This is a genomic window from Pseudomonas oryzagri (assembly GCF_020831405.1).
In the GTDB taxonomy this organism is placed as follows: Bacteria; Pseudomonadota; Gammaproteobacteria; order Pseudomonadales; family Pseudomonadaceae; genus Geopseudomonas; species Geopseudomonas oryzagri.
This window is the reverse complement of the sequence record NZ_JAJHPU010000043.1, coordinates 302588-328435: the sequence shown is the minus strand read 5'-3', so window position 1 is coordinate 328435 and position 25848 is coordinate 302588. Positions and strand designations below refer to the sequence as shown.

24 protein-coding genes are annotated in these 25848 nt (G+C 66.9%); 14 read left to right on the top strand and 10 right to left on the bottom strand.

Annotation, left to right across the window (positions count from 1 at the left end):
- Positions 1-24: 24 nt before the first annotated feature.
- The 9 genes from bamA to rpsB form a co-directional block, all read right to left on the bottom strand.
- The gene (gene bamA, locus LMJ29_RS18150; protein ID WP_229606925.1) at positions 25-2370 is read right to left on the bottom strand and encodes an outer membrane protein assembly factor BamA; all 2346 of its coding nucleotides are present in this window, start codon (positions 2368-2370) and stop codon (positions 25-27) included.
- Between the two features lie 76 nt (positions 2371-2446).
- On the bottom strand, positions 2447-3799 hold the full coding sequence (rseP, locus tag LMJ29_RS18145) for a sigma E protease regulator RseP (protein WP_229606924.1): 1353 nt from the start codon (positions 3797-3799) through the stop codon (positions 2447-2449).
- 16 nt (positions 3800-3815) lie between these two features.
- Positions 3816-4997 carry a 1-deoxy-D-xylulose-5-phosphate reductoisomerase gene (gene ispC, locus LMJ29_RS18140; protein ID WP_229606923.1) on the bottom strand — a complete coding sequence of 394 codons (1182 nt, stop codon included), beginning with the start codon at positions 4995-4997 and terminating at the stop codon, positions 3816-3818.
- Positions 4994-5809 carry a phosphatidate cytidylyltransferase gene (locus LMJ29_RS18135; protein ID WP_229606922.1) on the bottom strand — a complete coding sequence of 272 codons (816 nt, stop codon included), beginning with the start codon at positions 5807-5809 and terminating at the stop codon, positions 4994-4996. Before LMJ29_RS18135 ends, ispC begins: the two co-directional genes overlap by 4 nt.
- The gene (gene uppS, locus LMJ29_RS18130) at positions 5803-6561 is read right to left on the bottom strand and encodes a polyprenyl diphosphate synthase (protein WP_229606921.1); all 759 of its coding nucleotides are present in this window, start codon (positions 6559-6561) and stop codon (positions 5803-5805) included. The genes LMJ29_RS18135 and uppS overlap by 7 nt, the downstream gene beginning before the upstream one ends.
- A 16-nt stretch (positions 6562-6577) precedes the next feature.
- Complete coding sequence (gene frr / locus LMJ29_RS18125; protein ID WP_229606920.1) at positions 6578-7135, bottom strand: ribosome recycling factor; 558 nt, start codon at positions 7133-7135, stop codon at positions 6578-6580.
- A gap of 2 nt (positions 7136-7137) precedes the next feature.
- Positions 7138-7872 carry a UMP kinase gene (pyrH, locus tag LMJ29_RS18120; protein ID WP_229606919.1) on the bottom strand — a complete coding sequence of 245 codons (735 nt, stop codon included), beginning with the start codon at positions 7870-7872 and terminating at the stop codon, positions 7138-7140.
- Between the two features lie 209 nt (positions 7873-8081).
- Positions 8082-8951 carry a translation elongation factor Ts gene (gene tsf, locus LMJ29_RS18115; protein ID WP_229606918.1) on the bottom strand — a complete coding sequence of 290 codons (870 nt, stop codon included), beginning with the start codon at positions 8949-8951 and terminating at the stop codon, positions 8082-8084.
- A 127-nt stretch (positions 8952-9078) separates the two neighbouring features.
- Positions 9079-9816: a 30S ribosomal protein S2 gene (rpsB, locus tag LMJ29_RS18110; protein WP_229606917.1), complete on the bottom strand. Its 738-nt coding sequence runs from the start codon at positions 9814-9816 to the stop codon at positions 9079-9081.
- 263 nt (positions 9817-10079) lie between these two features.
- Between rpsB and map the strand changes: the two genes are divergently transcribed.
- The 8 genes from map (at position 10080) to LMJ29_RS18070 (ending at position 18312) form a co-directional block, all read left to right on the top strand.
- Positions 10080-10862 (top strand): type I methionyl aminopeptidase, encoded by a 783-nt coding sequence (gene map, locus LMJ29_RS18105; protein WP_229606916.1) that lies wholly within the window; start codon positions 10080-10082, stop codon positions 10860-10862.
- 31 nt (positions 10863-10893) lie between these two features.
- Positions 10894-13605, top strand: a complete 2712-nt coding sequence (locus LMJ29_RS18100) for a [protein-PII] uridylyltransferase (RefSeq protein WP_229606915.1) — start codon at positions 10894-10896, stop codon at positions 13603-13605.
- 13 nt (positions 13606-13618) lie between these two features.
- Positions 13619-14821 (top strand): succinyldiaminopimelate transaminase, encoded by a 1203-nt coding sequence (dapC, locus tag LMJ29_RS18095; protein WP_229606914.1) that lies wholly within the window; start codon positions 13619-13621, stop codon positions 14819-14821.
- Complete coding sequence (locus LMJ29_RS18090) at positions 14821-14988, top strand: hypothetical protein (RefSeq protein WP_229606913.1); 168 nt, start codon at positions 14821-14823, stop codon at positions 14986-14988. Before dapC ends, LMJ29_RS18090 begins: the two co-directional genes overlap by 1 nt.
- A gap of 17 nt (positions 14989-15005) precedes the next feature.
- On the top strand, positions 15006-15356 hold the full coding sequence (locus LMJ29_RS18085) for an ArsC family reductase (protein WP_229606912.1): 351 nt from the start codon (positions 15006-15008) through the stop codon (positions 15354-15356).
- A gap of 37 nt (positions 15357-15393) precedes the next feature.
- Positions 15394-16428, top strand: a complete 1035-nt coding sequence (dapD, locus tag LMJ29_RS18080) for a 2,3,4,5-tetrahydropyridine-2,6-dicarboxylate N-succinyltransferase (RefSeq protein WP_229606911.1) — start codon at positions 15394-15396, stop codon at positions 16426-16428.
- Positions 16429-16693: 265 nt separating this feature from the next.
- On the top strand, positions 16694-17899 hold the full coding sequence (locus LMJ29_RS18075) for an aminotransferase class V-fold PLP-dependent enzyme (protein ID WP_229606910.1): 1206 nt from the start codon (positions 16694-16696) through the stop codon (positions 17897-17899).
- A complete protein-coding gene (locus LMJ29_RS18070; RefSeq protein WP_229606909.1) occupies positions 17896-18312 on the top strand; it encodes a SufE family protein in 417 nt (138 codons plus the stop codon). Before LMJ29_RS18075 ends, LMJ29_RS18070 begins: the two co-directional genes overlap by 4 nt.
- 242 nt (positions 18313-18554) lie before the next feature.
- Here LMJ29_RS18070 and tcdA read toward each other — a convergent pair whose 3' ends face one another.
- Entirely contained in the window at positions 18555-19364 is an 810-nt protein-coding gene (gene tcdA / locus LMJ29_RS18065) for a tRNA cyclic N6-threonylcarbamoyladenosine(37) synthase TcdA (protein ID WP_229606908.1), read from the bottom strand.
- Between the two features lie 188 nt (positions 19365-19552).
- On the opposite strand from tcdA, the gene LMJ29_RS18060 reads away from it, so the two are divergent.
- From LMJ29_RS18060 to LMJ29_RS18035, 6 genes are all read left to right on the top strand, one after another.
- The gene (locus tag LMJ29_RS18060; protein ID WP_229606907.1) at positions 19553-22144 is read left to right on the top strand and encodes a glycosyltransferase; all 2592 of its coding nucleotides are present in this window, start codon (positions 19553-19555) and stop codon (positions 22142-22144) included.
- 125 nt (positions 22145-22269) lie between these two features.
- The gene (gene dapE / locus LMJ29_RS18055) at positions 22270-23412 is read left to right on the top strand and encodes a succinyl-diaminopimelate desuccinylase (RefSeq protein ID WP_229606906.1); all 1143 of its coding nucleotides are present in this window, start codon (positions 22270-22272) and stop codon (positions 23410-23412) included.
- A gap of 3 nt (positions 23413-23415) precedes the next feature.
- The gene (locus tag LMJ29_RS18050) at positions 23416-24219 is read left to right on the top strand and encodes a putative RNA methyltransferase (RefSeq protein ID WP_229606905.1); all 804 of its coding nucleotides are present in this window, start codon (positions 23416-23418) and stop codon (positions 24217-24219) included.
- Between the two features lie 39 nt (positions 24220-24258).
- On the top strand, positions 24259-24630 hold the full coding sequence (locus LMJ29_RS18045; protein ID WP_229606904.1) for a hypothetical protein: 372 nt from the start codon (positions 24259-24261) through the stop codon (positions 24628-24630).
- Between the two features lie 90 nt (positions 24631-24720).
- Positions 24721-25386 (top strand): ribonuclease domain-containing protein, encoded by a 666-nt coding sequence (locus LMJ29_RS18040; RefSeq protein ID WP_229606903.1) that lies wholly within the window; start codon positions 24721-24723, stop codon positions 25384-25386.
- Positions 25383-25838, top strand: a complete 456-nt coding sequence (locus tag LMJ29_RS18035) for a barstar family protein (protein ID WP_229606902.1) — start codon at positions 25383-25385, stop codon at positions 25836-25838. The genes LMJ29_RS18040 and LMJ29_RS18035 overlap by 4 nt, the downstream gene beginning before the upstream one ends.
- Positions 25839-25848 lie beyond the last annotated feature (10 nt).

Below are 25848 nucleotides of genomic sequence, written 5' to 3'. Positions count from 1 at the left end.
CGCTTGGATAATGAGCCCGCGGGCTTAGAAAGTCTGTCCCAGAGAGAACTGGAATACCTGGGTATCGGAGTTCTCCGGTTCCTTGACCGGCATGCCGAGACTGAAGCTTAGCGGACCGAGGGCGGTCAACCAGGTCAGGCCGACACCCACCGAACTGGCCATGTCGCTGAGGCCGAGGTCGCAGCCGACCTCGCCGCGCGCTTCCTGGGCGCTGCTGCAGTTGGTGTCGAATACGTTGCCAACGTCCCAGAACAGTACGGTACGCAGGGAACGCTGGTCCTTGACGAAGGGCATCGGGAACAGGAACTCCGCGCCGCCCTGCACCAGCACGTTGCCGCCGAAGGCTTGCGGATCCTGGTCCGGGTCGGCCGCGTTCGGGGTACTGCGCGGGCCGAGGCTGCTGTCCTCGAAGCCGCGCACCGAGTTGAAGCCGCCGGCGTAATAGTGCTCGTAGAACGGCAGTTCGCTGGTGGAACCATAGCTGTCGGCGTAGCCCAGACGGGTATGGAAGCGCAGCGCATAGTCCTTCTTCCACAGCGGCGCGAAGATCTGACCGCTGTAGTCGATGCGATAGAACGACAAGTCGCTGCCCGGCAGGGTGATTTCGCCCTGCAGGCTCTGCGAATGACCACGGTTGGCGAACACGCCGCGGTTCAAGGTCGACTCCGACCAGCCGATCGAGCCCTTGAAGTTGGTGTAGCTGTCGCCTTCCTGCTCGATGAAGTCGAAAATTTCCTGGACGGTGTAGTCGCCGGGGCTGATGTCGTCCTGCTGCGCCGACAGGCCATAGGTCAGACGCGAGGTTTCACTGATCGGATAGCCGAGGTTGACGCCGGCGCCGAGGCTGTCCACCGAGTAGGTCGACACGTCGACGTCGTAGTCGTCGTAGTCGGTGGTGCGGTAGAACATGTTGTAGCCGAGGCTGACGCCGTCTTCGGTCCAGTAGGGGTCGGTGAAGCCGAAGTTGTAGCGGGTCTGGTATTCGCTGCGGTTGAGGCCGATGTTGACCTTGTTGCCGGTTCCCAGGAAGTTGTTCTGGCTGATCGAGCCACCGAGGATCAGGCCGGCGCTCTGGGCGAAACCGACGCTGGCGGTGATCGAGCCGGACGGCTGCTCCTCGACGCTGTAGTTGACGTCGATCTGGTCGTCGGCTCCCGGTACCGCCGGAGTCTCGACGTTGACTTCCTTGAAGTAGCCCAGGCGCTCGAGGCGGGTCTTGGACTGGTCGATCAGGTAGGTGGAAGCCCAGCCGCCTTCCATCTGGCGCATCTCGCGGCGCAGCACCTCGTCCTCGGTCTTGGTGTTGCCGCGGAAGTTGATGCGGTTGACGTAGGCGCGCTTGCCCGGATCGACGGCGAAGGTCACCGACACGGTATGGTCGTCGTCGTGCGGTTCGGGAATACCGTTGACGTTGGCGAAGGTATAGCCCTCGTTGCCGAGGCGGCGGGTGATCAGCTCGGAGGTGCTGGTCATCACCTTGCGCGAGAACACCTGGCCTTCCTTGACCAGCAGCAGCTTGCGCACTTCCTCTTCCGGCACGCGCAGGTCGCCGGCCAGCTTGACGTCGCGGATCGTGTACTTCTCGCCCTCGTCGATGTTGACGGTGACGTAGACGTGCTTCTTGTCCGGCGTGATGGACACCTGGGTCGAGGTGATGTCCATGTTGATGTAGCCGCGATCCAGGTAGTAGGAGCGCAGGCGCTCGAGGTCGCCGGACAATTTCTCGCGGGAATACTTGTCGTCGTTGCGGATGAACGACAGCCAGTTGGTGGTGCGCAGCTCGAACAGGCCGGTCAGTTCCTCGGTGGAGAACACCTTGTTGCCGACGACGTTGATGTGCTGAATGGCGGCGACCGAACCCTCGTTGATCTCGATCTTCAGCGCCACCCGGTTGCGCGGCTGGGACTCCACCTTGGTCTCGATGGTGGCCGAGTAGCGGCCCTGGGCCACGTACTGGCGCTGCAGCTCGTTGCGCACGCCTTCGAGGGTCGCCTGCTGGAAGATCTCGCCTTCGGCCAGGCCCGACTGCTTGAGCCCCTTGAGCAGATCCTCGGTGGAGATGGCCTTGTTACCCTCGATCTCGATCGCCGAGATGGACGGGCGCTCGACCACGTCGACCACCAGTACGTTGCCCTCGCGACCCAGGCGGATATCCTGGAAGAAACCGGTCTTGAACAGGGAGCGGGTGGCGTCCACCAGGCGATTGTCGTCGACCGCATCGCCTACATTGAGCGGCAGGGCGCCAAACACGCTGCCGGCGGAGACCCGTTGCAGGCCGTTGACGCGGATATCGGAGATGGTGAAGGACTCGGCGTGAACCTCGGCGGTCATCAGCGCGGCAATAACCGCCGGTAGCAACAAGCGTTTCATGAAGTCCTTTCTATCTTTTCAGACTGACTAAAAAGGAACTGCCGCCACAGGCGGCAGCTCCGCAATGCATGGCAAGTTACAGCCGGCTGATGTCATTAAACAGCGCGAGCAGCATCAGACCGATGACCAGACTGATGCCAATCTGCACACCGAGCGCCTGCACTCGCTCCGACAGCGGCCGGCCGCGGGCCCACTCGACCAGATAGAAGAGCAGGTGCCCGCCATCGAGAACGGGGATCGGCAACAGGTTGAGCACGCCGAGGCTGATACTCAGATAGGCAAGGAAGTTCAGGAAATCCCCCACCCCGGACTGGGCCGAAGCGCCCGCCACTTTAGCAATCGTTATCGGGCCACTCAAGTTTTTTACCGAGAGCTCGCCGAACAACATCTTGCCAATCGAATCAAGGGTCATCAGGCTCATCGACCAGGTGCGCCGGAGGCTCTCGGCCACGGCTTCCAGCGGCCCGTAGCGCGCCTCGCGGAGCATCTCCGCCGGCCATTCGCCGCCGCTCACCCCGGCACCGAGATAGCCGCTGCGCGCCTCACCCTCGCCCCGCGCCGCCAGGGTCAGGGCAAGTTCGAAGGTCTTGCCGTCGCGCTCGACCATGAAGCTCACCCGCTGCCCGGGCTGCGCGCGCACGGCGTCGATCACCTGCTGCCAGTCATCCAGAGCCGCCCCATCGATGCTCAGCAGTCGGTCGCCAAGCTGCAGGCCGCCAGCCTGCGCCGGCCCTTCCGGATCCAGCTGGGCCAGCACGGGAGCGATCTGCGGCCGCCACGGGCGAATGCCGAGCGCTTCCAGCGGATCGGGCTCCTCGACGCCACGCAGCCAGGCGTCCAGCTGGAGGCTGCGCTCGCTCTCCATGGTCGAACCCGGTTCGAGCAGGCGCAGGCGCAGGCTGCCGCTTTCGCCGAGGCGGCGGATCAGCTGCAGGTTGACCTCGTTCCAGCCGCGGGCCGGCTCGCCGTCCACCGCCAGCACCTCGGCTCCCGGCTGCACTCCGGCCTGCGCGGCCAGGCTGCCGGCCGCGACGCTCCCGACCACCGGGCGCACCTGTTGCCCGCCGAGCATGGCGAGAACCCAGAAGAACAGCAGGGCGAGCAGGAAGTTGGCCACCGGCCCCGCCGCCACGATGGCGAAGCGCTGGCCGACGCTCTTGCGGTTGAAGGCGTGCTCAAGGAGCGCCGGCGGAACCTCGCCCTCGCGCTCGTCGAGCATCTTGACGTAGCCGCCCAGCGGCACCGCGGCGACGACGAACTCGGTGCCGTGACGGTCATGCCAGCGCAGCAGGGGCATGCCGAAGCCTACCGAGAAGCGCAGCACCTTCACTCCGCAGCGCCGCGCCACCCAGAAGTGGCCGAATTCGTGGAAAGTGACCAGCACGCCCAGGGCGACCAGGGTGCCGACGATCATATACAGCGCGCTCATCAGGATACCTCCGGACTCAGCGTCCGTAGCGGCCCAGCCAGTCCTGCGCGACGGTGCGCGCGTCGGCATCGGCCTGCAGCACCGCGCCCAGTTCCTGGACGGCGACACCGGGAATGCGGTTCAACACCGCCTCGATCATTCGGGCAATGTCATCGAAGCGGATGCGCTCGTCAAGGAATGCCGCCACCGCCACTTCGTTGGCGGCATTGAGCAGCGCCGGCACCGTGCCGCCCGCCTCGGCGGCCTGGCGCGCCAGCTTCAGGCAGGGGAAACGCCGCTCGTCCGGCGCCTCGAAGTCGAGACGAGCGATGGCGAACAGATCCAGCGGCGCCACCCCGGAGTCGATGCGCCGCGGCCAGGCCAGGGCATGGGCGATGGGCGTGCGCATGTCCGGATTGCCGAGCTGCGCCAGCACCGAGCCGTCGACGTAGTCGACCAGCGAATGGATCACGCTCTGCGGGTGGATCACCACCTCGACCTGGGCCGGAGAGGCATCGAACAGCCAGCAGGCCTCGATCAGCTCCAGCCCCTTGTTCATCATGCTCGCCGAATCGACCGAGATCTTGCGGCCCATCGCCCAGTTGGGATGGGCGCAGGCCTGCTGGGGCGTCGCTTCGCCGATGCGCTCCAGCGGCCAGCTGCGGAACGGGCCGCCGGAGGCGGTGAGCAGGATGCGGCGCACGCCGACCTTGCCGAGGCCACGCGCATAGTCGCCGGGCATGCACTGGAAGATGGCATTGTGCTCGCTGTCGATCGGCAGCAGCTCGGCGCCGTGCGCCTGCACCGCCTGCATGAACAGCGCGCCGGACATCACCAGCGCCTCCTTGTTGGCGAGCAGCACGCGCTTGCCGGCCTGTACCGCCGCCAGGGTCGGCTGGAGGCCGGCCGCACCGACGATGGCCGCCATCACCGCGTCCACCTCGGGATGGGCGGCCACTTCGCACAAGCCGGCCTCGCCGACCAGCACCTCGGTATCGACCGCGGCGGCGCGCAAGCTACCCTGCAGGGCAGCGGCCGCCTCGACCGTCGGCACCACCGCATAGCGCGGCCGGTGCAGCAGGCACAAGCGTTCCAGCTCGGCCAGCCGGCTGAAGCCGGTCAGGGCGAACGCACGGTAGTCGTGCGGGTGACGGGCGATGACGTCAAGGGTGGAAAGACCGATGGACCCGGTCGCGCCGAGGACGGTTATCTGTTTCACAGGCTACCCCAGCCATGCAGCCAGAGCAGCACGGCGAACATCGGCACCGCCGCCGTCAGGCTGTCGATACGATCCAGCACGCCGCCGTGCCCGGGCAGCAGGTTGCTGCTGTCTTTGATGCCGGACTGACGCTTGAACATGCTCTCGGTCAGATCGCCGACCACCGAAATCAACACCACCAGTGCCGCGCCGAGCAGCGCCATCAGCAGATCGCGCGCCGTCCAGTCGCGGTACAGCCCGACCAGCAGGGTCAGCGCCAGACTGCCGGCCAGGCCGCCATACAGCCCCTCCCAGCTCTTGCCCGGACTGACCTGCAGCGCCAGCTTGCGCCGGCCGAAACGCCGACCACTGAAGTAGGCGCCGATATCCGCCGTCCACACCAGCAGCATCACCGCGAGGATCAGGCTGTTGCCCTGCGGCCACTCTTTGAGCAGCAGCAGGCCCTGCCAGGCCGGCAGCAGGATCAGCAGACCAATCGCCAGGCGCACCGGTAGCGCCTGCCAGAACCGACTGCTGGCCGGATAGCCGAGCACCAGACCGATGGCGGCCAGCCACCAGAGCACCGCCAGCGTCAGCACCAGCCCGGCCAGCTGCGGCAGCTGATAGAGCACCAGCAACAGCACCGCCACCGCCCCGGCATAGCCCAGGCGCAGCGGTTGCGCCTCAAGGCCGGCGAGACGCGCCCACTCCCAGCCCCCGGCACAGACGATGAGACCGATGAACAGGGCAAACCAGCCACCGTGCAGCAAAAAGAAGCCACCCAGGGCGAGCGGCAGCAGCCACAGGGCGGTGATGATGCGCTGTTTCAGCATGTGGGCTTCCGTTGTTCCGCGGCAACCTGCTCACTGGTCTTGCCAAAGCGGCGCTGACGCCGGGAAAAATCGGCCAGCGCCGCGCGCATGGCCTCATGCTTGAAGTCCGGCCAGAGCAGCTCGGAGAAGTACAGTTCGGCGTAGGCCACCTGCCAGAGCAGGAAATTGCTGATGCGCTGCTCACCGCCGGTGCGAATGCACAGATCGACCGGCGGTTGCTCGCCGGTCGTCAGGCAACGCTGCAGCAAATCGGGAGTGATCTCGTCGACCGGCAGGTGACCGGCCGCCACCTCGCGCGCCAGGCGCTGCGCAGCCTGGGTGATATCCCACTGACCGCCATAGTTGGCCGCCACCTGCAGCAACATGCCGCCGCCTTCGGCGGTCTGCGCCTCGGCCTCGGCCATCGCTTTTTGCAACTCGGGCTGGAAGCGCGCGCGCTCGCCGAGGATGCGCAGGCGGATGCCATGGGCCGCAAGCCTCTTCACCTCGCGGCGCAAGGCGATGAGAAACAGCTCCATCAGCGCACCGACTTCGTCCGCCGGGCGCTGCCAGTTCTCGCTGGAGAAGGCGAACAGGGTCAGCACCTCGACGCCCGCCTCCGCGCATACCTCGATCACCGAGCGCACCGCGTCGACGCCGGCCTTGTGGCCGGCGACGCCGGGCATGAAGCGCTTCTTCGCCCAGCGGTTGTTGCCATCCATGATGATGGCGACATGCCGCGGCACCGAGGCGACTTGCATTGTCTTGTCCATGACTCTCATCCGGCCGTCAGACGGCCATCAGATCGGCTTCCTTGGCCTCCAGGGCCTTCTCGACGTCACCGACAGCCTTGTCGGTGAGCTTCTGCACTTCATCGGCCGCACGACGCTCTTCGTCTTCGCTGATTTCCTTCTCCTTGACCAGATCCTTGAGCTGGGCCAGGGCATCGCGGCGGATGTTGCGAATCGCCACGCGGGCGCTCTCCGCCTCGGCGCGGGCCTGCTTGGTGTAGCCCTTGCGGGTTTCCTCGGTCAGTGCCGGCATCGGCACACGGATGGTGGTGCCGGCGGTCGCCGGGTTGAGCCCCAGATCGGAAGTCATGATGGCCTTCTCGACGGCCTGGATCATGCTCTTGTCGAACACGGTCAGGGCCAGGGTGCGCGAATCTTCGGCAACCACGTTGGCCACCTGGCGCAGCGGGGTGTCGGCGCCGTAGTAGGACACCATGACGCTGTCCAGGATGCTCGGGTGGGCACGGCCGGTGCGGATCTTGGCAAAGGCGTGATCCAGCGACTCCAGCGACTTCTTCATGCGCTCCTGCGCGTCCTTCTTGATCTCGTTGATCATTCTCAACCCTCCTCGACCAGGGTGCCTTCGGCGCCCCCGACAACTATGTTAAGCAAGGCTCCGGGCTTGTTCATGTTGAACACCCGCAGCGGCATCTTGTGATCGCGGCACAGACAGATGGCAGTCAGGTCCATCACGCCCAGCTTGCGGTCGAGCACCTCATCATAGGTGAGACGCTCGAACTTTTCGGCATTGGGATCCTTGAACGGGTCGGCAGTGTACACGCCATCGACCTTGGTGGCTTTGAGCACCAGGTCGGCATTGATCTCGATACCGCGCAGGCAGGCCGCCGAATCGGTAGTGAAGAACGGATTGCCGGTACCGGCGGAGAAGATCACCACTTCGCCGCTCTGCAGGTGGCGCATGGCCTTGCGTCGATCGTAGTGATCGGTGACGCCGACCATGGAGATGGCAGACATGACCAGGGCGGGGATATTCGAACGCTCCAGCGCATCGCGCATGGCCAGCGAGTTCATCACCGTGGCCAGCATGCCCATGTGGTCACCGGTGACCCGATCCATGCCCGCCGCGCTCAGCGCCGCGCCGCGGAACAGATTGCCACCGCCGATGACCAACCCGACCTGGACGCCGATGCCCACCAACTGGCCGATTTCCAGGGCCATGCGATCGAGAACCTTGGGATCGATGCCGAAGTCCTCGCTGCCCATCAGCGCCTCTCCGCTGAGCTTGAGCAGAATACGTTTGTAGCGGGCTTGGCGACCACTCAGCTGGGCCATACGAATCTCCTGGCAGTATGATGTTGCGAAAAGCCGACGCTCTTCGCATTCCGACGCGGCTTTGACCGCGCCGAAAAGAACCCGTGCCCCCATGGCACAAAAAAACGGCGTCCCTTGCTCGACTTCCGGCAGGCCTGTGCCGGCCATGCCGCAAAGAAAAGGCTGCGCGCGGAAGCGGGCAGCCTTTTCTCCAACAGCATCAGGTCATCTTACTGCTGGCTGGCAGCGACCTGGGCAGCAACTTCGGCAGCGAAGTCGACTTCGGCCTTCTCGATGCCCTCGCCCACTTCGAAGCGCACGAAGGAAACGACTTCGGCACCGGCCTTCTTGGCCAGCTCACCGACCTTGACTTCCGGATCCTTGACGAAGGGCTGCTCGACCAGGCTGGCCTCGGCGAGGAACTTGGCGATACGGCCCTTGACCATGTTCTCGACGATGTTTTCCGGCTTGCCGGCGATCTTGTCGGCGTTCAGGGCCAGGAAGATTTCCTTTTCCTTGGCAACGGCTTCTTCGGAAACCTCGGCCGGGGACAGGAACTGCGGGTTGCTGGCAGCCACGTGCATGGCGATGTCGCGAGCCAGCTCGGCGTTGCCGCCGCTCAGGGTCACCAGCACACCGATGCGGTGGCCGTGCAGGTAGGCGCCGATCACGTCGCCCTCGACGCGGGTCAGGCGACGGATGTTGACGTTCTCGCCGCACTTGGCCACCAGGGCTTCGCGGGCCGACTCGCGAGCGGCGACCAGCGGGGCAGCGTCGGTCAGCTTCTCGGCGAAGGCCTGCTCGATGCTCTCGGCGACGAAGGCCTTGAAGTCGTCCTGCAGAGCCAGGAAGTCGGTCTGCGAGTTGACTTCGATGATCACGGCCGACTTGTTGTCAGCGGCGACCTTGACGGCGATGGCGCCTTCGGCGGCGATGTTGCCAGCCTTCTTGGCAGCCTTGATCGCACCGGAGGCGCGCATGTCGTCGATGGCCTTCTCGATGTCGCCACCGGCGGCAACCAGAGCCTTCTTGCACTCCATCATGCCTTGGCCGGTACGCTCGCGCAGTTCTTTGACCAGGGCTGCAGTGATCTCTGCCATGTTGGGAATCCTCTAGAGTTGCTCTAAATCTGTATACCCGGCTGGCCGGGTAGCAATTCGGAAGTGGCAAAAAGGGGGCCTAGCCCCCTTTTTGCGCACCGGATAACGCTGGACGGCGCGCGTGCGCTCAGCCTTCGGCGGCTTCGGACGGAGCCTCTTCGACGAACTCGTCGCCGGCGCCGGCCTTGGACTTGCCGCTCAGCACGGCGTCGGCCATGGAGCCCAGGTACAGCTGAACGGCGCGGATGGCGTCGTCGTTACCCGGGATAATGTAGTCCACGCCTTCCGGGCTGCTGTTGGTATCGACTACGCCGATGACCGGGATGCCCAGCTTGTTGGCTTCGGTGATGGCGATGCGCTCGTGGTCGACGTCGATCACGAACAGTGCGTCCGGCAGGCCGCCCATGTCCTTGATACCGCCCAGGCTGCGCTCCAGCTTTTCCAGATCGCGCGAACGCATCAGCGCTTCTTTCTTGGTCAGCTTCTCGAAGGTGCCGTCCTGAGCCTGGGTTTCCAGATCGCGCAGACGCTTGATGGAAGCGCGAATGGTCTTGTAGTTGGTCAGCATGCCGCCGAGCCAGCGGTGATCGACGAACGGCATGTTGCAACGGGCCGCTTCTTCGCGAACGATCTTGCCAGCGGAGCGCTTGGTGCCGACGAACAGGATCTTGTTCTTGCCAGCTGCCAGCTTCTCAACGAAGGCCAGGGCCTCGTTGAACATCGGCAGGGTCTTTTCCAGGTTGATGATGTGAATCTTGTTGCGCGCGCCGAAAATGTACTTGCCCATCTTCGGGTTCCAGTAACGGGTCTGGTGACCGAAGTGGCAGCCGGCCTTGAGCATATCGCGCATGTTGACTTGGGACATTTCTCTTCCTCGATAAGTCGGGTTGTGCCTCCACGCACCCCAATATCCAACCCTTGCGGGCACCCAGGATAGTTGTGTCGGTGCGTGTGTGGTTTCGATGCTTTTCCGGGACCACCCCGAAAAACGCCGCGCTTTATACCATACCCGCGCGCCCGACGAAACCCGCCCGCGCCCCACGCCACCGCCCGCAGCCGCGCCGGCCTCTGTTAGAATGCCAACCTTTCCTGTTTACCCGAATGGGCGCAGCGCGCCAGAGAGAACAGATGACCGTCTCCATCAAGACCGCCGAGGAAATCGAGAAAATGCGCGTGGCCGGCCGCCTGGCCGCCGAAGTGCTGGAAATGATCGAGCCCCACGTCAGGGCTGGGGTCACCACCGACGAGCTCGATCGCATCTGCCACGACTACATCGTCAACGTGCAGCAGGGCATCCCCGCCCCCCTCAACTACAAGGGCTTCCCCAAGTCGATCTGCACCTCGCTCAACCACGTGGTCTGCCACGGCATCCCCAACGACAAGCCGCTCAAGGATGGCGACATCCTCAATATCGACATCACCGTGATCAAGGACGGCTACTTCGGCGATACCAGCAAGATGTTCATGGTCGGCAAGGTGCCCGAGTGGGCCACCCGTCTCTGCCAGATCACCCAGGAATGCCTGTACAAGGGCATCTCCGTGGTGCGCCCCGGCGCGCGCCTGGGCGATATCGGCGAGATCATCCAGAAGCACGCGGAAAAGAACGGCTACTCGGTGGTCCGCGAGTACTGCGGCCACGGCATCGGCAACGTGTTCCACGAGGAGCCGCAGGTGCTGCACTACGGCCGCGCCGGCACCGGTCTCGAGCTCAAGGAAGGGATGACCTTCACCATCGAGCCGATGATCAACCAGGGCCGCCACGAGACCCGCCTGCTCGGCGACGGCTGGACCGCCATCACCAAGGATCGCAAGCTGTCCGCCCAGTACGAGCACACCATCCTGGTGACCGAGACCGGCTGCGAAATCCTGACCCTGCGCGGCGACGACAGCATCGCCCGTCAGCTGCCCTGATCCGCTCCACCCCGCGACAGGAGAACGCCCCATGCACCCGACGGATGTCGATCACGAACTGTTCGACCGCGGCCAGTTCCAGGCCGAACTGGCGCTGAAAAGCAGCCCGATCGGCGCCTTCAAGAAGGCCATCCGCCAGGCCGGCGAGGTGCTCGACGGGCGTTTCTCCGCCAATTGCGACATCCGCAGGCTGATCACCGGGCGCGCCTGGTTCGTCGACCAGATCCTGCGCGAGGCCTGGACCCGCTTCGACTGGGGCGGCGCGGGCAATGTCGCCCTGGTGGCGGTCGGCGGCTACGGGCGCGGCGAGCTGCACCCGCATTCGGACATCGACATCCTGATCCTGCTCGACGGCGCGCAGCACGAAGCCCTGCGCCAGCCGATCGAGGGCTTCCTGACCCTGCTGTGGGACATCGGCCTGGAGATCGGCCAGAGCGTGCGCTCGATCGAGGAGTGCGCCAGCGAGGCGCGCGCCGACCTGACGGTGATCACCAACCTGATGGAAAGCCGCACCATCGCAGGTCCCGACGAGCTGCGCCAGCGCATGCGCGCCGCCACCGGCACCCAGTACATGTGGCCGGCCCGCGAGTTCTTCCTCGCCAAGCGTGCCGAGCAGCGCGCGCGCCACGCCAAGTACAACGACACCGAGTACAACCTCGAACCCAACGTCAAGGGCTCGCCCGGCGGCCTGCGCGACCTGCAGCACATCCTCTGGGTCACCTGCCGCCAGTACGGCAGCCTGAAGCTGGAGACCCTGGTCACCCGCGGCCTGCTGACCGAGAACGAATACAACCTGCTGACCTCCAGCCAGACCTTCCTGTGGAAGGTGCGCTACGCCCTGCACATGATCGCCGGGCGCGCCGAGGACCGCCTGCTGTTCGACCATCAGCGCCGCCTCGCCGGCCTGCTCGGCTTCGAGGCCAGCGATACCAAGCTGGCGGTCGAGCAGTTCATGCAGAAGTACTACCGGGTGGTGATGGCCGCCGCCGAACTGAGCGACCTGGTCAACCAGACCCTCGAGGAGCTGCTGCTCGAACAGCCCGAATCCGGCCTGCCCCAGCAGCTCAATGCGCGCTTCCAGGTGCGCGACGGCTTCATCGAGGCGACCAATGCCAACGTGTTCAAGCGCAGCCCCAGCGCCATCCTCGAGGTCTTCGTGCTGATGGCCCAGCACCCGGAGATCCGTGGCGTGCGCTCGGACACCATCCGCCTGCTGCGCGACCATCGCCACCTGATCGACGACAAGTTCCGCCACGACATCCGCAACACCAGCCTGTTCGTCGAGCTGTTCAAGTCCCACGAGGGCATCCACCGCAACCTGCGGCGGATGAATCGCTACGGCATCCTCGGCCGCTACCTGCCGGAGTTCGGCCATATCGTCGGGCAGATGCAGCACGACCTGTTCCACATCTATACGGTCGATGCGCACACCCTCAACCTGATCAAGAACCTGCGCAAGCTCGGCCGCCCGGACATGGCCGAGAAGTTTCCGCTGGCCAGCGAACTGATGGCCAAGCTGCCCAAGCCCGAGCTGGTGTACTTCGCCGGCCTGTACCACGACATCGCCAAGGGGCGCGGCGGCGACCACTCCGAACTGGGCGCTCGCGACGCGCTGGACTTCTGCGCGCGTCACCACCTGCCGCCGTGGGATAGCCGGCTGATCGCCTGGCTGGTGAAGAATCACCTGATCATGTCCACCACCGCCCAGCGCAAGGATCTGTCGGACCCGCAGGTGATCCACGACTTCGCCCGCGCCGTCGGCGATCAGGTCCATCTCGACTACCTCTACGTACTGACCGTGGCCGACATCAACGCCACCAACCCGACGCTGTGGAACTCGTGGCGCGCCTCGCTGCTGCGCCAGCTGTATGCCGAGACCAAGCGCGCCCTGCGCCGCGGCCTGGAAAACCCGCTCGACCGCGAGGAGCGCATCCGCGAGAACCAGCATGCAGCCCTCGACCTGCTGCGCGGCCGCGGCCAGGTCGACGGGGACGCCGCCGAGCAGCTGTGGGCGCAACTGGGCGACGACTACTTCCTGCGCCACAGCCCCGAGGATATCGCCTGGCACACCGAGGCGATCCTCCACCATCCCCATGACGGCGCGCCGCTGGTGCTGATCAAGGAAACCACCCAGCGCGAATTCGAGGGCGGCACCCAGATCTTCATCTACGCCCCCGACCAGCACGACTTCTTCGCCGTGACCGTGGCGGCCATGGACCAGCTCAACCTGAACATTCAGGACGCGCGCATCCTCACCTCCACCAGCCAGTTCACCCTCGATACCTACGTGGTGCTGGATGCCGACGGCGGCTCGATCGGCGACGACCCGCAGCGCATCAAGGAGATCCGCCAGGGTCTGGTGGATGCGCTGAAGAACCCGCAGGACTACAGCACCATCATCAAGCGCCGGGTGCCACGCCAGCTGAAGAGCTTCGGTTTCGCCCCGCAGGTGACCATCCACACCGACGCCCAGCGCCCGCTCAGCATCATCGAGGTGATCGCACCCGACCGCCCGGGCCTGCTGGCCCGCGTCGGGCAGATCTTCCTCGACTTCGACCTGTCGGTGCTCAACGCCAAGATCGCCACCCTGGGCGAGCGGGTGGAAGACGTGTTCTTCGTCGCCGACGCCCACAACCAGCCGCTGTCCGACCCGGAGCTCTGCGCCCGCCTGCAGGAGTCCCTGGTCCGCCAGCTTTCCGACACCCAGGACAACCTGATCACACCGTCCCGCATCAGCTTCTGAACAGGATCCCTTGATGAACCGAGCCCTCGACCTCCTGCAGCCCTACCCGTTCGAAAAGCTGCGCGCGCTGCTCGCCGGCGCCCAGCCGCCGGCTGACAAGAAGCCGATCGCCCTGTCCATCGGCGAACCCAAGCACCGCTCGCCGGAGTTCGTCGCCCGGGCGCTGGCCGACAGCCTCGACCAGCTCTCCGTCTACCCTACCACCCTCGGCCTGCCGGCCCTGCGCGAGGCCATCGCCCACTGGTGCGAGCGCCGCTTCGGCGTGCCCGCCGGCTGGCTGGATGCCGCCCGCCACGTTCTGCCGGTCAACGGCACCCGCGAGGCGCTGTTCGCCTTTACCCAGGCGGTGGTGAGTCGCGAGCCGGACGCCCTGGTAGTCAGCCCCAACCCGTTCTACCAGATCTACGAGGGCGCCACCCTGCTCGCCGGCGCCCAGCCGCACTACCTGCCGTGCCTGGAAGGCAACGGCTTCAACCCCGACTTCGACGCGGTGCCGACGGAAGTCTGGCAGCGCTGCCAGATCCTCTTCATCTGCTCGCCGGGCAATCCCACCGGCGCCCTGGTGCCGCTGGACACCCTGAAGAAGCTGATCGCCCTGGCCGACCAATACGACTTCGTGATCGCCGCCGACGAGTGCTACAGCGAGCTGTACTTCGACGAGGAAAACCCGCCGCCCGGCCTGCTGACCGCCTGCGCCGAGCTGGGCCGCGCGGATTTTGCCCGCTGCGTGGTGTTCCACAGCCTGTCCAAGCGCTCCAACCTGCCGGGCCTGCGCTCGGGCTTCGTCGCCGGCGACGCCGAGATCCTCAAGCCGTTCCTGCTCTACCGCACCTACCACGGCTGCGCCATGCCGGTGCAGACCCAGCTGGCCAGCATCGCGGCCTGGAACGACGAGACCCACGTACGCGCCAACCGCGACCTCTACCGCGCCAAGTTCGATGCGGTGCTCGAGGTGCTCGGCGGCGTGCTCGAGGTGGCGCGCCCGGACGGCGGCTTCTACCTGTGGGCCAAGACCCCGGGAAGCGACACCGCCTTCACCCGCGAGCTGTTCGAGCGCGAGCACGTCACCGTGGTGCCCGGCTCCTACCTGTCGCGCGAGGTGGACGGGATCAACCCGGGCGCCAATCGCGTCCGCATGGCGCTGGTCGCCCCGCTGGCCGAGTGCGTCGAGGCTGCCCAGCGCATCCGCGCCTATCTGGAGAGCCGCCAGGGATAATGGACAATCCGCTCGACGTGATGACCGCGCTCGCCGCCTTCGGCATCCTGCTGCGCGGCGTCGGCTGCCACCGCCGCGGGCGCGCTGCCGGGGTGGCCGTGCCGGCTGGCGGCGTGCGACTCATGTTGTCCTCGCCGTTCTACCGCCTGTACCCGGCTTTCGCCTGATTTCGAGGAGCCCCGCCATGACCGAACCCTGTCTGTACGGCATCAAGGCCTGCGACACCATGAAGAAGGCCCGCACCTGGCTCGACGACCAGGGCGTCGCCTACCAGTTCCACGACTACAAGGTCGCCGGCGTCGACCGCGCCAGCCTCGAGAAGTGGTGCGCCGAGCACGGCTGGGACAAGGTCCTCAACCGCGCCGGCACCACCTTCCGCAAGCTCGCCGACGAGCAGAAGGCCGATCTCGACCAGGTGCGCGCCATCGAGCTGATGCTCGCGCAACCGTCGATGATCAAGCGCCCGGTGCTCGACCTCGGCGACCGCACCCTGCTCGGCTTCAAGCCGGAACTCTACGCCGCGGCGCTCGCCTGAGTCCGCAGCCCGTCACTCTCGAAAGGAAAGCTCTCGCATGTCGCAGAATCTCTACAGCATCGCCTTCGGCGTCGGCACCCAGAACCGCCAGGGCGCCTGGCTGGAAGTCTTCTACGCCCAGCCGCTGCTCGACCCGGCGGCCGAACTGGTCGCCGCCGTCGCCCCCATCCTGGGCTACCAGGGCGGCAACCAGACCATCGCCATGACCAACCACCAGGCCCACGACCTGGCCGCTGCGCTCAAGTCGCTCAACACCGTGCAGGCCAGCCTGCTGACCCGCCTGGCCGAGAGCCGCAAGCCGCTGGTCGCCGTGCTGCTCGCCGAGGACGCCGCCCCGGCCAGCACCCCGGAGGCCTACCTCAAGCTGCACCTGCTCTCCCACCGTCTGGTCAAGCCGCACGGCACCAGCCTGGCCGGCATCTTCCCGCTGCTGCCCAACGTGGCCTGGACCAACGAAGGCGCCGTCGATCTCGGCGAGCTGGCCGAGCGCCAGCTGGAAGCGCGCCTGAAGGGCGAGCTGCTGGAAGTCTTCTCGGTGGACAAGTTCCCGAAGATGACCGACTACGTGGTGCCGAGCGGCGTGCGCATCGCCGACACCGCCCGCGTGCGCCTGGGCGCCTACATCGGCGAAGGCACCACCATCATGCACGAGGGCTTCGTCAACTTTAACGCCGGCACCGCCGGCCCGGGCATGATCGAAGGCCGCGTGTCCGCCGGCGTGTTCGTCGGCAAGGGCTCGGACCTGGGTGGCGGTTGCTCGACCATGGGCACCCTGTCCGGCGGCGGCAACATCGTGATTTCCGTCGGCGAGGGCTGCCTGATCGGCGCCAACGCCGGCATCGGCATCCCGCTGGGCGATCGCTGCACCGTCGAATCCGGCCTGTACATCACCGCCGGCACCAAGGTCGCCGTGCTCGACGAGCAGAACAACCTGGTGGAAGTGGTCAAGGCCCGCGATATCGCCGGCCAGAACGACCTGCTGCTGCGCCGCAACTCGCAGACCGGCGCGGTCGAGTGCAAGACCAACAAGACCGCGATCGAGCTCAACGAGATGCTCCACGCGCACAACTAAAAATTGACTTAAAGCTGCTGCGCTCGGCCATGCTGCGTTGAAATCAGGCTCGGACAGTGCTGTTTACTGAACGCCCGCAGGGCGGCCCGAAGGGCGAGTGAAACGAGTACTGCTCATTTACACTCAGTAAACTCCGCGTCCTCGCCTGATTTCGCCTTGCCTGGCCTTCGCTCGCTACGCTTTAAACACAATTTTTCAGTGCCAGCACCGCAGGGTGGACCTGCCGCATAGCGGCGGTCCTCCCTTGGCCCTAACAGGAGCCACCATGTCCCTGCCCTCCCCCTGGCGCGCCGACTTCCCGGCCTTCGCCGCCTTCACCGCCAGCGCCCAGACCTATTTGGACAGTGCCGCCACCGCGCAGAAGCCGCAGGCCGTGCTGGACGCCCTGCTCGGCTACTACCTCGAGGGCGCCGCCAACGTGCATCGCGCCCAGCATGCGCCGGGTGAACGGGCGACACTGGCCTTCGAGGGCACGCGCCGCAAGGTCGCGCAGTGGCTCAACGCCGACAGCCCGGAGGAGATCGTCTTCACCCGCGGCAGTACCGAAGGGCTCAACCTGCTGGCCTACGGCCTCGAGCACCTGTTCGTCGAGGGCGACGAGATCGCCGTCAGTGCCCTCGAACACCACGCCAACCTGCTGCCCTGGCAGCAGCTGGCCCGCCGCCGCAACCTGAAACTGGTGGTATTGCCGCTCGACGCCGCCGGCGACATCGATCTCGAGCAGGCCGACGCGCTGATCGGTCCGCGCACCCGTCTGCTGGCGGTCAGCCAGCTGTCCAATGTGCTCGGCCGCTGGCAGCCGTTGGCGCCGCTGCTGGCGCTGGCCCGTGCCCAGGATGCGCTGACCGTGGTCGACGGCGCCCAGGGCGTGGTCCACGGTCGCCACGACCTGCAGGCCCTGGGCTGCGATTTCTACGTGTTCTCCGGCCACAAGCTGTACGCCCCGGATGGCTGCGGCGTGCTCTACGGTCGGCGCCGCGCCCTCGCCCAACTGCGTCACTGGCAGTTCGGCGGCGAGATGGTGCAGTACGTCGACTACCACGAGGCGCGCTTCCGTCCGCCGCCGCTGGGCTTCGAGGCCGGTACCCCGGCCATCGCCGCCACCGTCGGCCTGGGCGCCGCACTGGACTATCTCGGCGCGCAGGACGAGCAGGCCATCGTCGCCCACGAGGCCGCCCTGCACCAGCGCCTGCTGGCTGGTCTCGCCCGCTTCGACGGCCTGCATCTGCTCAGCGAGTCGCACACCGCGATGGCCAGCTTCGTGGTCGAGGGGGTGCACAACGCCGACCTCTCCCACCTGCTCAGCGAGCAGGGCATCGCCGTGCGCGCCGGCCAGCACTGCGCCATGCCGCTGCTGCGGCGCCTCGGCATGCCCGGCGCGATCCGCGTCTCGCTCGGCCTGTACAACGACGGCGACGACCTCGAGCGCTTCTTCGCCGCCTTCCACCATGCACTGGAGCTACTGCGATGAACCTCACCCCCGCGGCCCAGGCAGCCCTGGATGCCTTCGCCCACACCCCCGGCTGGGAACAACGCGCGCGCCTGCTGATGCAATGGGGCGAACGTCTGGAGCCCTTGAGCGAAGAGGAGCGCTGCGAAGCGAACCGCGTGCACGGCTGCGAAAGCACCGTGTGGCTGGTGCCCGGCCATATCGGCGGAGCCCTGCACTTTCGCGCCGGCAGCGACGCCCGCCTGCTGCGCGGCCTGCTCGCCCTGCTGCTGCTGCGGGTCAATGGCCTGACGGCGGACGAGCTGAGCGAGGTGGATGTGGCCGACTGGTTCGCCCAGCTCGGCCTGGCTCGCCAGCTGTCGTCCTCGCGCAGCAACGGCCTGAATGCGGTGCTGCAGCGGATCCGCGCCCTGGCCACCGAGGCCTCCCTGTAGAGACGGACTCATTGGCCTTCGGCTGCCAGGGCGAATCAATTCGCCCCTGCAGGAGAGGGACAGCTTGTGCCGACGATTACCCCCAGCGGCGGCGCGGGGCATCGATAGAAGATCGCTGCGCGAGTCTTCTACCCTGCGACTGCAACGGCTCCACGCAGTGGTCTGATCCGCAGCGCCAGCGATTGCCCACCCTCGGGAGGCCCGCGGAGCCCGGTAGAAAATCGCTGTGCGCGCTTTCCACCCTACTCCTGCCTGCTTCGCTCCGCCGGCCGCCGCGCACCGGCCACCAGCTTGTCCACCAGGCGCGCCGCGGCGACCATGCCGAAGGTGGCGGTGACCATCATCACCGCGCCGAAGCCGCCGGCGCAGTCCAGACGCACGCCCTCGCCGACGAAGCCCTTGGCCTGGCAGACGCTGCCGTCCGGCTTGGGATAGCGCAGTTGCTCGCTGGAGAACACGCAAGGCACGCTGTAGGTGCGTCCCGGCGTGCGCGAGAAGTTGTAGTCGCGGCGCAGGGTCGAGCGCACCTTGGCGGCCAGCGGGTCGTTGAAGGTCTTGTTGAGGTCGGCGACCTGGATCTGCGTCGGATCGATCTGCCCGCCGGCGCCGCCGGTGGTGACGATCTGGATCTTGCGCCGCTTGCACCAGGCGATCAGCGCGGCCTTGGCCGCCACGCTGTCGATGCAGTCGATCACCCCGTCGAGGTTCTCGGTGATGTACTCGGCCATGGTCTCGCGGGTGACGAAGTCGGCCACCGTGTGCACCACGCAGTCCGGGTTGATCGCGCGGATACGCTCGGCCATCGCCTCGACCTTGGCGCGGCCGATATTGCCGGCGTGGGCGTGGATCTGCCGGTTGGTATTGGTCACGCAGACGTCGTCGAGGTCGAACAGCGAGATCTCGCCCACCCCGCTGCGCGCCAGCGCCTCGGCGGCCCAGGAGCCCACGCCGCCGATGCCGACCACCGCCACATGGGCCGCCGCCAGTCGCTCGAGGCCCAGCTGGCCGTACAGGCGGGCAATGCCGCCAAAACGCTGTTCGTCGATCTGCATGACACCCCCGAAAAAATGCGTTCGGCATTATAAATTCACCGCTCGCCCACGCCCAGCGAACCGGCAGGCGCGGCGACTGTCATACTGACAGCACCGCCCCTATACAGCCCCCCGGCCACGGAGTAGGATGCGCGCGCGTCGGCGTCCGCCGGCTTTCTCCCTGTTCCTCTTTCTGGAACCCTGCATACATGTCTGCTCGCAAATTGGGTCTCAACCTGGTCATGGTCGTGGCCGTGGCCTCCCTGTTCACCGGCCTGTGGGCCTGGTTCAACCAACCCGTGGATGCCCCGGACTGGCCCGACCAGATTTCCGGCTACTCCTTCTCGCCGTTCCGCCTGCACCAGAATCCGCAGGAGAGCATCTACCCGAGCGAGAACGAGATCCGCGCCGACCTGGAGCTGCTGAGCAGCCAGACCGACAACATCCGTACCTACTCGGTCGACGGCGTGCTGGCGGAAATCCCGCGCCTGGCCGAAGAGGCCGGCCTGCGCGTGACCCTGGGGATCTGGCTGACCAACGACGAGGCAGCCAACGAGTCGCAGATCGAGCGCGGCATCGAGATCGCCAAGCGCGAGCGCAGTGTGGTGCGGGTCGTCGTCGGCAACGAAGCGCTGTTCCGCGAAGAAGTCACCCCCGAGCAGCTGATCGGCTACCTGGACCGCGTGCGTGGTGCGCTCAAGGTCCCGGTGACCACCGCCGAGCAGTGGCACATCTGGCAGAAATATCCGGAACTGGCCAAGCACGTCGACCTGATCGCCGCCCACGTGCTGCCCTACTGGGAATTCGTGCCGCAGGAAGACTCGGTCGACTTCGTTCTCGACCGTGCCCGCGAACTGAAGAAGGCCTTCCCGAAAAAGCCGCTGCTGCTGGCGGAAGTCGGCTGGCCGAGCAACGGCCGCACCCGCGGCGGCGCCGAGGCCAACCAGGCCGACCAGGCCATCTACCTGCGCACCCTGGTCAACAAGCTGAACGCCAAGGGCTACAACTACTTCGTCATCGAGGCCTTCGACCAGCCGTGGAAGGCCAGCGACGAAGGTTCGGTCGGTGCCTACTGGGGCGTCTACAACGCCGAGCGCCAACCCAAGTTCCCCTTCGCCGGCCCCGTGGTGGAAATTCCCCAGTGGCGCCTGCTGGCCACCGCGTCGGGCGTGCTCGCCCTGCTCGCCCTGGCCCTGCTGCTGATCGACGGCAGCTCCCTGCGCCAGCGCGGCCGTACCTTCCTGACCATCGTCGCCTTCCTCGCCGCCACCATGCTGGTGTGGATCGGCTACGACTACAGCCAGCAGTACAGCAACTGGTTCAGCCTCACCGTCGGCGTCCTGCTCGCCCTCGGCGCCCTGGGCGTGATCATCGTCCTGCTCACCGAGGCCCACGAACTGGCCGAGGCGGTCTGGCTGCAGAAGCGTCGCCGGCCCTTCCCGCCGGTGACCGGCGACAGCGCCTACCGGCCCAAGGTGTCGATCCACGTGCCCTGCTACAACGAGCCGCCGGAGATGGTCAAACAGACCCTCAACGCCCTGGCGCGCCTCGACTACCCGGACTTCGAGGTCCTGGTGATCGACAACAACACCAAGGACCCGGCCGTGTGGCAGCCGGTGGAAGCCCACTGCGCCACCCTGGGTCCGCGCTTCCGCTTCTTCCACGTCGCCCCGCTGGCCGGCTTCAAGGGCGGTGCGCTGAACTACGCCCTGGAGCGCACCGCCGCCGACGCCGAGGTGATCGCGGTGATCGACTCCGACTACTGCGTCGGCCCGGATTGGCTCAAGCACATGGTGCCGCACTTCGCCGATCCGAAGATCGCCATCGTGCAGTCGCCGCAGGACTACCGCGACGAGCACGAATCGCTGTTCAAGAAGCTGTGCTACGCCGAGTACAAGGGCTTCTTCCACATCGGCATGGTGACCCGCAACGAGCGTGACGCCATCATCCAGCACGGCACCATGACCATGACCCGCAAGTTGGTGCTCGACGAGCTGGGCTGGGCCGAATGGTGCATCACCGAGGATGCCGAGCTGGGCCTGCGCGTGTTCGAGAAGGGCCTGTCGGCCGCCTACCACGAGAACAGCTACGGCAAGGGCCTGATGCCCGACACCTTCATCGACTTCAAGAAGCAGCGCTTCCGCTGGGCCTACGGCGCCATCCAGATCATGAAGCGCCACCTCGGCAGCCTGCTGCTGGGCAGGGACGCCGATCTGACCCGTGGCCAGCGCTACCACTTCGTGGCCGGCTGGCTGCCGTGGATCGCCGACGGCCTGAACATCTTCTTCACCCTCGGCGCCCTGCTGTGGTCGGCGGCGATGATCATCGTGCCGCACCGCGTCGACCCGCCGCTGATGATCTTCGCCATCCCGCCGCTGGCGCTGTTCGTGTTCAAGCTGGGCAAGATCCTGTTCCTCTACCGCCGCGCCGTCGGTGTGCGCATGCGCGATGCCTTCGCCGCGGCGATGGCGGGCCTCGCCCTGTCGCACACCATCGCCAAGGCGGTGCTGTACGGCTTCTGCACCAGCAGCATTCCGTTCTTCCGCACGCCGAAGATGCGCAGCAGCCACGGTCTGCTGGTGGCGCTGGCGGAAGCCCGCGAAGAGCTGGTCGTCATGCTGCTGCTGTGGGGCGCGGCCCTGGGCATCTCGCTGACCCAGCCGCTGCCGGGCATCGACGTGTTCTTCTGGGTCACAGTGCTGCTGGTGCAGTCGCTGCCCTATCTGGCCGCCCTGGTCATGGCCCTGCTCTCCTCGCTGCCCAAGCCGGAGCAGAGCGCGGACGAAGTCCCGGTGACCTGAGCCGCTGCGCCCCTCTCTTCCACTAGGAGAGGGGTGCCACCCGCTTTCCCCGACAACGGCGCTCAGAAAAAGCGCCGTTTTCCTTTAAGATAGGCGCCCCGATCCAACGCTGTTCCGGAGCCCGCATGACCACCCTCTCCCCCACCCTCGAACTGGCCTGCGAGCTGATCCGCCGCGCCTCCGTCACTCCGCTGGACGAAGGCTGCCAGCAGCTGATGATGCAGCGCCTGGCCGCCTGCGGCTTCGCCGTCGAGCCGATGAACATCGAGGACGTGGAGAACTTCTGGGCCCGCCGCGGGGGCGAGGGTCCCGTGCTGTGCTTCGCTGGCCACACCGACGTGGTGCCCACCGGCCCGCTGGACGCCTGGCAGCACCCGCCGTTCGCAGCGCTGGTCGATGCCGACGGCATGCTCTGCGGACGCGGCGCCGCCGACATGAAGGGCAGCCTGGCGGCCATGATCGTCGCCGTGGAGCGCTTCGTCGCCGATCACCCGCAGCACCGCGGCGCCATCGCCTTCCTCATCACCAGCGACGAGGAAGGCCCCGCCGTGCACGGCACCCAGGCGGTGGTCGAGCGCCTGGCCGCGCGCCGCGAGCGCCTGGACTGGTGCATCGTCGGCGAGCCGTCGAGCACCTCGCAGGTCGGCGACATCGTCAAGAACGGCCGCCGCGGCTCGCTCAACGGCAAGCTGCGCGTCCAGGGCCTGCAGGGCCACGTCGCCTACCCGCACCTGGCGCAGAACCCCATCCATCTGGCCGCCGCGGCGCTGGCCGAACTGGCCGCCGAGACCTGGGACGCCGGCAACGCGTTCTTCCCGCCGACCACCTTCCAGATCTCCAACCTCAATTCCGGCACCGGCGCGACCAACGTGATCCCCGGCGAGCTGATCGCGCTGTTCAACTTCCGCTTTTCCACCGAGTCCACCGTCGAGGGCCTGCAGCAGCGCGTCGCGGCGATCCTCGACAAGCACGACCTCAAGTGGCAGATCGAGTGGTCGCTGTCCGGCCTGCCGTTCCTGACCGAGCCGGGCGCCCTGCTCGACGCGGTGTCCGCCAGCATCAAGGCAATCACCGGTCGCGACACCGTCGCCTCCACCACCGGCGGCACCTCGGACGGTCGCTTCATCGCCACCCTGGGCACCCAGGTGGTCGAACTGGGCCCGGTCAACGCCACCATCCACCAGATCAACGAGCGGGTCCTGGCCAGCGATCTCGACCTGCTGACCGAGATCTACTACCAGACTCTGGTCCGCCTGCTGGCCGAATAACCCATGCTCACCTGTCCGATCTGCAGCGCTGCGCTGCACACTGCCGACAACGGCGTGCAGTGCGCCCACAACCACCGCTTCGACCGCGCCCGCCAGGGCTACCTGAACCTGTTGCCGGTGCAGCACAAGAAGAGCCTCGACCCGGGCGACAACGCCGCCATGGTCGAGGCGCGCCGGCGCTTCCTCGGCGCCGGCCACTACGCGCCGCTGGCCGCGCGCCTGGCCGAGCTGGCCGGCGCGCGCGCGCCGGCGCGCTGGGTGGACATCGGCTGCGGCGAGGGTTACTACACCGCGCAGCTGGCCGAGGCCCTGCCGGAGGCCGACGGCTACGCCCTGGACATCTCCCGCGAGGCGGTCAAGCGCGCCTGCAAGCGCGCGCCGCAGCTGACCTGGATGGTCGCCAGCATGGCCCGCGTGCCGCTGGCCAGCGCCTCCTGCGGCCTGCTGGCCAGCGTGTTCAGCCCGATCGACTGGAATGAGGCGGCCCGCCTGCTTTCCCCCGGCGGCGGCATCCTGCGCCTGGGTCCGGCGCGCGACCACCTGCTCGAGCTGCGCCAGAAGCTCTACGACGAGGTGCGCGAGTACGTCGACGACAAGCATCTGGCCGACCTGCCCGAGACGCTGCGACTGGCCGACACGCAGACCCTGGAGTTCCGCCTGGCGCTGGACAGCCGCGACGCGCGCGCCGACCTGCTGGCGATGACCCCGCACGGCTGGCGGGTCAATGCCGAACGCCGCGAACGCATCCTCGCCGAACCCTTCGAGGTCACCGTGTCGGTGCGCTACGACTGGATCGAGCGCCAGTGAACGTCCGTCCCTCCCTCCCCGCCCTCAGGAAGCCCTGACATGCGCCAACCGGATATCGAGATCTACCTCAAGGACGCCGAACTGCCGGCGGTGACCGCATGGCTCGAGCAGGCCATCGGCCCGTGCGGCGACTGGCAGGTCCGCGGCCTGACCCACAAGTGCCGCTTCGCCGACATTGCCGTCACCTGGCTGCCCAAGGCGGTCGGCAAGTGGCACAGCCTGCTGCTGGAGAGCGACCGCACGCCCTGGGAAGACGATCTCGCCTGCGCCCGGGCCGCCTGTACGGCGCTCGGCGTCGAGGTGCGCTGCGCGCCGGGCAGCTGGAACGAGGAGCAGGGCGAGGAGGATGCCGACCGCTGGCTGAAGGTCACCAGCGAGGGCGTCAGCGAGATCCAGTGGCGCACCGGCTGATCCGCTCGCCGCCCCCCCTCCCCTCATCCCCGATCGCCCCGGTCCCGCAACGGCCCGGGGTCATTCCCTATTCGCGAGGCAATCCCAGCGATGCACGGCAAGGTCGTTTCCTGGAACGATGACCGAGGCTTTGGCTTCATCCAGCCCGAGGACCGCTCGGCCGAGGTGTTCTTCCATATCTCCGCGGTGCGCAATGCCGCGCGCCGGCCGCAGCAAGGCGACGCGGTGCAATTCGACACCACGCGTGACAAGTCCGGTCGCCTGAAGGCCGCGTGGGTCAGCCTGGAGGGCGTCGCGCCCGGCGCCTCCCCTGCCCCGCGCGGGCGCGCCGCGAACGCGCGCCCGCGCCACAACCCGCTCGGCCTGTTCAAGAGCGCCGCGCTGCTGGTGCTGCTGTTCGCCGGCTGGCTGTTGAGCCAGGGACCGCTCAGTCACCTGCTGCGCTCGCCTGCCGGACAGGACGCCCCGGCCCAGGTGCAGGGCGCGGACCCGATCCAGCGCGAGATCGCCACGACCCTGGCGCTGATCCGCCAGGGCGGCCCCTTCCCGCACAGCCAGGACGGCACCGTGTTCCAGAACCGCGAGCGCCAGCTGCCGGCCCAGCCGCGCGGCTACTATCGCGAATACACGGTGCGCACGCCGGGGCTGTCCCATCGCGGCCCGCGGCGCATCGTCACCGGCGGCAACCCGCCGGTGATCTTCTACTACACCGAAGATCACTACCGTTCGTTCCGCGTCCTGGAGCAGAGCCGATGACCCTGCAGCAACTCGCCGCCGCCTGCCTGGCCGATCCTTCGCGCAACGCCGCCTATCGCGTCGCGCGGCTGCCTGAAGCGGACTGCCGGGCCGTCGAGCTGTGCTGCAAAAGCCTCGGAAGGCTGCCGCGCATCGACCGCGCCAGCCTGCTGGCGGCCCTCGGCGCGGTCCTGGCGTTTCCCGACTACTACGGACAGAACTGGGACGCCGCCTGGGACTGTCTGACCGAACTCGACTGGCCGGCCGGACAACTGCTGGTCGTGCATCTGCCCCTGGATGGCGCCGGTACGCTGGTCGAGGAGGATCTGGCCGTGTTCGTCGAACTGCTGCAGGACGCCTGCCAGCACTGGGGCGAGCGTGGCCGTGCGCTGTGCCTGCTGATCGAAGGTCCGGCCCGCGGCCTGGACTGCCTCGCCCCGCTGCCGCAACTCGCACAGGATCGGGACGCCTGAATGAAAAAGC

Coding starts and splice junctions, on each gene's coding strand:
- bamA (WP_229606925.1), bottom strand. CDS start 2,370: ATGAAACGCTTGTTGCTACCGGCGGTTATTGCCGCGCTGATGACCGCC.
- rseP (WP_229606924.1), bottom strand. CDS start 3,799: ATGAGCGCGCTGTATATGATCGTCGGCACCCTGGTCGCCCTGGGCGTG.
- LMJ29_RS18135 (WP_229606922.1), bottom strand. CDS start 5,809: ATGCTGAAACAGCGCATCATCACCGCCCTGTGGCTGCTGCCGCTCGCC.
- uppS (WP_229606921.1), bottom strand. CDS start 6,561: ATGGACAAGACAATGCAAGTCGCCTCGGTGCCGCGGCATGTCGCCATC.
- frr (WP_229606920.1), bottom strand. CDS start 7,135: ATGATCAACGAGATCAAGAAGGACGCGCAGGAGCGCATGAAGAAGTCG.
- pyrH (WP_229606919.1), bottom strand. CDS start 7,872: ATGGCCCAGCTGAGTGGTCGCCAAGCCCGCTACAAACGTATTCTGCTC.
- tsf (WP_229606918.1), bottom strand. CDS start 8,951: ATGGCAGAGATCACTGCAGCCCTGGTCAAAGAACTGCGCGAGCGTACC.
- rpsB (WP_229606917.1), bottom strand. CDS start 9,816: ATGTCCCAAGTCAACATGCGCGATATGCTCAAGGCCGGCTGCCACTTC.
- map (WP_229606916.1), top strand. CDS start 10,080: ATGACCGTCTCCATCAAGACCGCCGAGGAAATCGAGAAAATGCGCGTG.
- LMJ29_RS18100 (WP_229606915.1), top strand. CDS start 10,894: ATGCACCCGACGGATGTCGATCACGAACTGTTCGACCGCGGCCAGTTC.
- dapC (WP_229606914.1), top strand. CDS start 13,619: ATGAACCGAGCCCTCGACCTCCTGCAGCCCTACCCGTTCGAAAAGCTG.
- LMJ29_RS18090 (WP_229606913.1), top strand. CDS start 14,821: ATGGACAATCCGCTCGACGTGATGACCGCGCTCGCCGCCTTCGGCATC.
- LMJ29_RS18085 (WP_229606912.1), top strand. CDS start 15,006: ATGACCGAACCCTGTCTGTACGGCATCAAGGCCTGCGACACCATGAAG.
- dapD (WP_229606911.1), top strand. CDS start 15,394: ATGTCGCAGAATCTCTACAGCATCGCCTTCGGCGTCGGCACCCAGAAC.
- LMJ29_RS18075 (WP_229606910.1), top strand. CDS start 16,694: ATGTCCCTGCCCTCCCCCTGGCGCGCCGACTTCCCGGCCTTCGCCGCC.
- LMJ29_RS18070 (WP_229606909.1), top strand. CDS start 17,896: ATGAACCTCACCCCCGCGGCCCAGGCAGCCCTGGATGCCTTCGCCCAC.
- tcdA (WP_229606908.1), bottom strand. CDS start 19,364: ATGCAGATCGACGAACAGCGTTTTGGCGGCATTGCCCGCCTGTACGGC.
- LMJ29_RS18060 (WP_229606907.1), top strand. CDS start 19,553: ATGTCTGCTCGCAAATTGGGTCTCAACCTGGTCATGGTCGTGGCCGTG.
- dapE (WP_229606906.1), top strand. CDS start 22,270: ATGACCACCCTCTCCCCCACCCTCGAACTGGCCTGCGAGCTGATCCGC.
- LMJ29_RS18050 (WP_229606905.1), top strand. CDS start 23,416: ATGCTCACCTGTCCGATCTGCAGCGCTGCGCTGCACACTGCCGACAAC.
- LMJ29_RS18045 (WP_229606904.1), top strand. CDS start 24,259: ATGCGCCAACCGGATATCGAGATCTACCTCAAGGACGCCGAACTGCCG.
- LMJ29_RS18040 (WP_229606903.1), top strand. CDS start 24,721: ATGCACGGCAAGGTCGTTTCCTGGAACGATGACCGAGGCTTTGGCTTC.
- LMJ29_RS18035 (WP_229606902.1), top strand. CDS start 25,383: ATGACCCTGCAGCAACTCGCCGCCGCCTGCCTGGCCGATCCTTCGCGC.